The 6,082-nt window shown below is 38.7% G+C and carries 7 protein-coding genes and 2 pseudogenes; 2 read left to right on the top strand and 7 right to left on the bottom strand.

Annotated elements, in window-relative coordinates; translation table 11 throughout:
* Together FTT76_RS17155 and FTT76_RS17160 are read right to left on the bottom strand one after the other, a co-directional pair.
* Positions 1-838: MobA/MobL family protein (locus FTT76_RS17155; protein WP_180190648.1), on the bottom strand; the 838-nt coding region annotated here is incomplete at its 3' end.
* Positions 838-993, bottom strand: a complete 156-nt coding sequence (locus FTT76_RS17160) for a hypothetical protein (RefSeq protein WP_004846790.1) — start codon at positions 991-993, stop codon at positions 838-840. The genes FTT76_RS17160 and FTT76_RS17155, both read right to left, overlap by 1 nt.
* A 278-nt stretch (positions 994-1,271) precedes the next feature.
* Here FTT76_RS17160 and FTT76_RS17165 point away from each other — a divergent pair, with 278 nt between their 5' ends.
* Positions 1,272-1,688, top strand: a complete 417-nt coding sequence (locus FTT76_RS17165; protein ID WP_057690043.1) for a conjugal transfer protein TraD — start codon at positions 1,272-1,274, stop codon at positions 1,686-1,688.
* A gap of 45 nt (positions 1,689-1,733) precedes the next feature.
* Positions 1,734-2,165, top strand: a pseudogene (locus FTT76_RS17170) (flavodoxin family protein); the annotation flags it as partial.
* A 173-nt stretch (positions 2,166-2,338) separates the two neighbouring features.
* Here the strand turns inward: FTT76_RS17170 and FTT76_RS17175 are convergent.
* The 5 genes and pseudogenes from FTT76_RS17175 to FTT76_RS17195 all read right to left on the bottom strand — a co-directional run.
* Positions 2,339-3,058, bottom strand: coding sequence for a phytanoyl-CoA dioxygenase family protein (locus tag FTT76_RS17175; protein WP_087554354.1), 720 nt, complete (start codon positions 3,056-3,058; stop codon positions 2,339-2,341).
* A 360-nt stretch (positions 3,059-3,418) separates the two neighbouring features.
* Positions 3,419-3,931: a trimethoprim-resistant dihydrofolate reductase DfrA44 gene (gene dfrA44, locus FTT76_RS17180; protein WP_031380727.1), complete on the bottom strand. Its 513-nt coding sequence runs from the start codon at positions 3,929-3,931 to the stop codon at positions 3,419-3,421.
* Between the two features lie 96 nt (positions 3,932-4,027).
* Positions 4,028-4,336, bottom strand: coding sequence for a thymidylate synthase (thyA, locus tag FTT76_RS17185; protein ID WP_047939843.1), 309 nt, complete (start codon positions 4,334-4,336; stop codon positions 4,028-4,030).
* Between the two features lie 1,030 nt (positions 4,337-5,366).
* Entirely contained in the window at positions 5,367-5,867 is a 501-nt protein-coding gene (locus tag FTT76_RS17190; RefSeq protein ID WP_057690045.1) for a hypothetical protein, read from the bottom strand.
* Positions 5,864-6,082, bottom strand: a pseudogene (locus FTT76_RS17195) (MobA/MobL family protein); the annotation flags it as partial. The gene FTT76_RS17190 and the pseudogene FTT76_RS17195, both read right to left, overlap by 4 nt.

The raw sequence follows: 6,082 nt of genomic DNA on the forward strand, positions 1-6,082 counted from the left end.
AGCTGTCAAAATCAGCCTTAAAGCTCTCAATACCCTGCTTAATTTCTTTGTCTGAAATTGGGCTGTCTTTGAGTTCTTTCAGGTCTTTTTTCGGGTCGCCTAAGTCCAGTCGCTCAAGCTCTTTATAGGCTGTGCGTGACTGTTGCAGGGCTTCCCTGATTTCAGGATCTTTAGCTTGGCTTGGTAACAGTTTCTTTTCAGGTTCTTTCTCTATGCCTTGCTCTTTATAGCTTCGCATATCAATACGGCTGTCAATTTGGTGTTTTTCTAAATGGCTGTTGCATAAATCTGCCCATCTTTGGCGTAGGTCTTTAATATCGGTTTTTCGTTCCTGGTAACTTTTACCCGTATTGTCTTTTTTAGCTCCGCCACGTTCAGGATTTTTGCTGTTATAGCGCTTAAAATATTGCTCTGGATCTCGCTCAATTCCATCTTGCAGACGTTCATTAAACATGAGGTGGACGTGGGGCTGATCGTTGCCGTCCATTGCTTTGGGGTTGTGAATCGCAAACTGATACGGATATTTTGAGCCAATTTCAGACTGAATAAAATCCTCAACCAGTTCTAGGCGTTGCTCGGCATTCATCTCTCTAGGCAGGGCAATTTCATATTCTCGATACGTACTGCCATTTTTGCGCTCGTAAAGATCGGCTGCCTCCCAAAAGGTAATCGGATTATGTTCAGCCCATTTCGGCATGTTTCCATAAGCACTATGTTCAAGGTCAGTTTCTGCCTGTTCCTGTTTCAGCTTCTTTTCTTCGTCCCGATCAATATATTCGGCATGCGGTGCTGCTTTGCCTGCCTTGCCGACTTTGACACTTAAACGAGCAATCGCCATTAGGTTTTTTCCTGTTCCTTTTTTCGGTCTAGTTCTTTCTTAAATGCTCTTTGATCGAGTATCGAAGCCCACATCATAATGATGATGATTAGCGGTGCTGCGATCACGCCAAAAGTAATATCTTTGATTTTTCCCAGTACCTGTTTTAGTTGCATGCTGTTGCTCCTAGCTTTGGTACTTCTTTTTTCCGTAAATTGAAAATTTACGAAAAAAAGAAGTTTCAGGGTTTTAGGGATGAAGTCCCTAACGTGCTTAGGTTTCTCAATGAAATTGAGAAACGTCTAAGCGCGCCATCAAATTTTTGATGGAAGTGCAGGCGACAATCTCTAGAACGAACTTTAACAAAATTGCGGACATTAGACGTAATTATTTTGTTATCGTTCTTTGAGAATTGAGCCTGTACTTTTGCGGTATATGAATTAAGGAATTGAATATGAATAATGAATGGCTGTCTGAAAAAATCACCTACATTTCTGCGTTAAAGAATCCAAGTGATGCTCAAAAACTTCTATTGGAATTGGCTCAAATTCAGTACCGAACCCCTGAACAAGAAAAGAAATTAAATGCCCTTATCAAAGCTGAAAAAGCTATAGATCGAGCAAATAAACAGAAAGTCGTTGTTAGAAAATTAATCAATGCGGAAAAGGAAGCTGAACGTAAAGCTCGTACACGTCACCTCATTCAATTAGGCGCACTTTTTGAAATTGCAAACTTGGATAAACGAGATCCAGCTGAGTTACTTGGAGTTCTGCTTAAAACTGCTGAAATAGATCCAAATGATATGAAATGGCAGATTTGGAAGGAATTAGGACAAGAAACTTTAAATCAACGAAAAAAAGACAAATATTGATTATTCAAAATTGATTTATTCACCGCTGAACAGTTGATGTCTCAACCTGAATTACTCTGTCAATATGATGGACTAATTTGGGGTACTCCAACCTATCTCGGTGGTGTCTCTGGCACTTTTAAACAACTCATGGATGCCACAGGTCCATTATGGAAGAAGCAGGCTTTTAAAGGAAAATTAGCCGCAGGATTTACTGTTTCCTCATTACCTGCTGGGGATAAGCAATCGACCCTGATTTCGCTTTTCACCTTTTCGATGCAACACGGTATGGTATGGGTCGGCAACCCTATTTTACCTGAGCAACATCAAGGTGTTCCGTATACGCAAGCAGCCAATCGTCTCGGCTCATGGTCTGGTCTTATGGCACAAGCCGAACATGCCAGTGCGGCAGATGCTTTTGATATTGGCGATATTAAAACCGCTCAGTTATTTGGACAAAACTTTGCATTTCGCTTAAATGCATATCAAGGAACATGATCAAATGAAAGAGTCTAGTCTTTAATTTCCATATGTTTTTTAATCTCGGGCATTACTACATTAAAAACATTAGGTGTTATCAATAGTTTCTTTTCTATGTGAATGTCAGCATGGATTAGGAATATCTCTTATGAAGAAGATCCTGTCAGGATGATGGGTTTTCTTTATTTATCTTACAAATTCTGAAAATATCTATACGTTGCCATCATTCTTATCTTTTTTGCAGCATTTATCGCTGGAGAATGAATAACCCTCATATCCATTAAATACACATCCCCTTGTACGCCAGTTAATTCAATGATCTCTAATTTTTTATTCTGAAAATCAAAAGGCTGATTTAATATTTTCGTACTCAATAAATGATTCAGCTGACTTGAAGAAGATCGTTCAGTTAAATGATGTGAACCTTTCAAAACTAGAGTTCCACCACCATGAGGTTGAATATCATCAATGATTAAAAAAAATTGCAGTGACTCAAAAGCTGTTGAATGTGAATCGACATGCCATTTTAAATCATTCAGTGTCCATTTTTCCTGTTGAGGTAATGTCAGTAGAAGTTGCTGTTTCTGATCAGAGTAAAACTTTTTAGCAAAAATTTTGAATACAACTTCACCCAAAATATCTGAATATTTTTCTAAAGTTTTTGGCTGTTTAACTGTTCTGGACAACATGACAATCTGTTGAAAATGACTCAATTTTTTCAATTCTTTAGAGATTATTTTATTATTTTCATAAATTTTTAAACGTTTCAGTTCTTCAACCAAACTCTCTTTGATTAAATTTACTTCTTTTTTATCAATAAACTGAGATAGCTTAACAATTCCATCAACACTTAAGTCAGTTTTAATTTGTTTTAACTTTATTTGATCCAAATCGGCTCCATTATGATTCATTTTAAAAATTTCCAATCCCTAAGATTCAATCAGCTCTACTTAGGCAATAGCCTTAATAAACCAGCATTTTTTCCATCTTCCAACACCCAAATCGAGCCATTATATGCAAAATTTCTAATCAACTTCGTAGAAAAAAACTTAATCAATAAGCTTGGGATAGTTTTTAACTATCCCTTTATCGTAATAATCTGAATACTTTACATGACCTTGTTGAAGGGAAGATCTCTTTTAATCAATATAAAAAAGAATCTTCTGATGACAGAATCGCATATAAAAAACGTTTAGAAGAAGAACAAAAACGTCAAGAAAAATTAGCTCAGGAGTATATGCATAATTGAATCTTTAATTAAAAATTATTCTTCATTTTCTATAAGTTGCAAACTCAAAAGCAATCCCAGTTTTGTCGTCGATATGTTGTTCGGAAAAAACTTTTTTGAATTCAGCAGGAATTTCCGGGTAGAAGGCATGACCTTGTACATCCAGTTCGACATGGGTCAGTTCCAGACGGTCAGCAATACTCATTGTCTGTTTGAAGATTTCACCACCCCCAATAATATAAATAGACTCCGGTTTTTCTGACGCTTTTACATCTGCAACAGCTTGGTTCAAGGCATCTTCAATCGTGTGTGCGACTTTAGTACCTTCAAAAGACCAGTCTGTATCACGGGTAATGACCCAGTTGACACGTTTAGGCAAGGCACGTCCCATGGATTCAAGGGTCTTACGTCCCATTACAATTACACCGCCCTGGGTGATTTCCTTAAAATGTTTTAGATCTGCTGAGATATGCCAAGGCAGGTCATTGTCCTTACCAATACAGCGCTGCTGATCCATTGCAACGACATGAACGACTTCTAAATCCTGAAATGCCATACCCACACTCAAAAACAAGTAAAAATTGTTCCTATTAAAATGCAAAATCCCACTTTAAGCAAAGTGGGATTTTGATTTTCTTGGGTTTGGGAAAAATTAAACCGTGACAGGCGCTTTAATTGCCGGATGGGATTCATAGCCGACAATTTCAATATCTTCAAATTTGAAATCGAATAGATCTTTAATTTCAGGATTCAGTTTTAACTGACATAGACCTAAAGGCTCACGACTCAGCTGAAGTTTGGCTTGTTCAAAGTGGTTGGCATACAGGTGCGTATCACCACCCGTCCAGACAAAATCACCGACCTCAAGCTCACAGACTTGTGCGATCATATGGGTGAGCAGAGCGTAGCTGGCAATATTGAAAGGGACACCTAAAAACTTTATGCCCCTAATTTTTTGCATAATATGCTTGGATAGCTAGTGATTAGATCCATACTCTGAATGTGCATTTTTTATTTTGCACATTCAGCTTGTCAAAAAATTCCTTAAGAAGGACTGATTTTGAGATTAGTCTTTTTTAATGAATTAAATATATGAGCATACACGCCAGTTATAACTTGGTTCCCAAGTTAGGCAATGATAGCAGTTAGACCCTTTTCTATCCACCCTAACCCCAGTATTTGAATTGAACTTGTTAGAACCTATTTAAATCATAGCAATAGCCTAAGCAAAAAAGCTGATTTCTAAAAAACTATCTCTCCATAAACTATAAAAACATATGCTCTCAACCTCTCAACTCGCCCCCAAAGCGTCGCACTTCGTGCTTTGGCTTTGGAAACGGTTGAGAGAGTTTCGGCAATACTCACCCTAAGGGCAGTCATTTAAAAAAATGACACATCCCCTAAGTATTGCCGATTTACCTGTATATATTTGGCTTCGGAGCCACGTATATCGGTCGTATCCGCACATAGCTTTGCTGACTATGCAGACAAGGACTCAAAGTCTTGCACTTCGCTCCACGCGCTCCCTGTCGTTACATTGCCTGTATCTCTGCGAGGGTTTCCCCAACGTACAACTTAACAAGTCCTATGTAACTACTCCCAACGCTCCGCCTATGTGAAGTTCCCCTGTAAGCGGTTTAGCCTTTCGACTATAGCCACAATACGCCAGTGACACTTATTCCTACCACACGTACTGCATGCCGACCGTAAAACGGATACGCAGAAGCGGGCAAAGCTCGATCTAGGATACTTATTTGACGATTTAAAACACGAATTAACGAAGACTTATCATTTTGAGGCTTGATATAAACACTGTTTATTGTGAAAATAGAGTTCAGGTACAAGCCTTAGTGTGAAATCATAACGGTCGCCAAACCTTATGATCTTCGTTATTCGATGTTAGAGCATCAAATAACTGCGTACCGCTGAATATAAAGCGAAAGCCCATTTAGTTTCAATACTGAATGGGCTTTTTCTTTATCAAGTACTTATCATTTTGGATCTATGACGCAAAAATCGCCATTTTTTCCATATCCGCACTGCTTTTTCATCACTCGGACACACGGTTTAGATTCTCCATCAACTTTACAACTTCCAATATCAAACTGGATGCCTTGCTGTCTCAGGCTCTCGATCTGCGGGATATTGCCTAAAGGTTTGATATAAACACTAAACAGCCAAATGATACCAAGCATCAGAATGGCAAAGATGCCTAGAACAATGGTAATGAGCTTCCATGACAACTGATCACGGGCTGATTCAATTGAATTATTCAAGCGTCCAAGTGCTTTAGCGGTCTTAATAAGCTCCGCTGTACCCTCCTGTAAGCCCATATTTAGCGATTTTGATACAGTATGGTGGGTTTGCTCAGCAATAGTGCTTTGAATGTGTTCTTTCGTGATTTGAAGCTCTTTAACGGCCTGATTGACTAGGTTCTGCTGTTGTTCTGCAACTGCCATCAGTGCATATAACTTTTTTTCATCAGGTGTCATCGGCTCATCCCTCTAAACTTCATTGTTTTCTGTTGCTCTCGTTCTAATTTCTGCTGTGCTTTGTACTGCTCTAAAGCAAGCTGTTTGAAGCTGTCAAAATCAGCCTTAAAGCTCTCAATACCCTGCTTAATTTCTTTGTCTGAAATTGGGCTGTCTTTGAGTTCTTTCAGGTCTTTTTTCGGGTCGCCTAAGTCCAGTCGCTCAAGCTCTTTATA

Origin of the sequence: Acinetobacter sp. YH01009, from assembly GCF_013420765.1 — a bacterium.
GTDB classification, from domain to species: domain Bacteria; phylum Pseudomonadota; class Gammaproteobacteria; order Pseudomonadales; family Moraxellaceae; genus Acinetobacter; species Acinetobacter amyesii.

What these genes read in the sequence shown, in the direction of transcription:
- FTT76_RS17175 (WP_087554354.1), bottom strand. Translation starts at nt 3,058, where the DNA reads ATGAATCATAATGGAGCCGATTTGGATCAAATAAAGTTAAAACAAATT.
- FTT76_RS17190 (WP_057690045.1), bottom strand. Translation starts at nt 5,867, where the DNA reads ATGACACCTGATGAAAAAAAGTTATATGCACTGATGGCAGTTGCAGAA.
- FTT76_RS17160 (WP_004846790.1), bottom strand. Translation starts at nt 993, where the DNA reads ATGCAACTAAAACAGGTACTGGGAAAAATCAAAGATATTACTTTTGGC.
- FTT76_RS17165 (WP_057690043.1), top strand. Translation starts at nt 1,272, where the DNA reads ATGAATAATGAATGGCTGTCTGAAAAAATCACCTACATTTCTGCGTTA.
- thyA (WP_047939843.1), bottom strand. Translation starts at nt 4,336, where the DNA reads ATGCAAAAAATTAGGGGCATAAAGTTTTTAGGTGTCCCTTTCAATATT.
- dfrA44 (WP_031380727.1), bottom strand. Translation starts at nt 3,931, where the DNA reads ATGGCATTTCAGGATTTAGAAGTCGTTCATGTCGTTGCAATGGATCAG.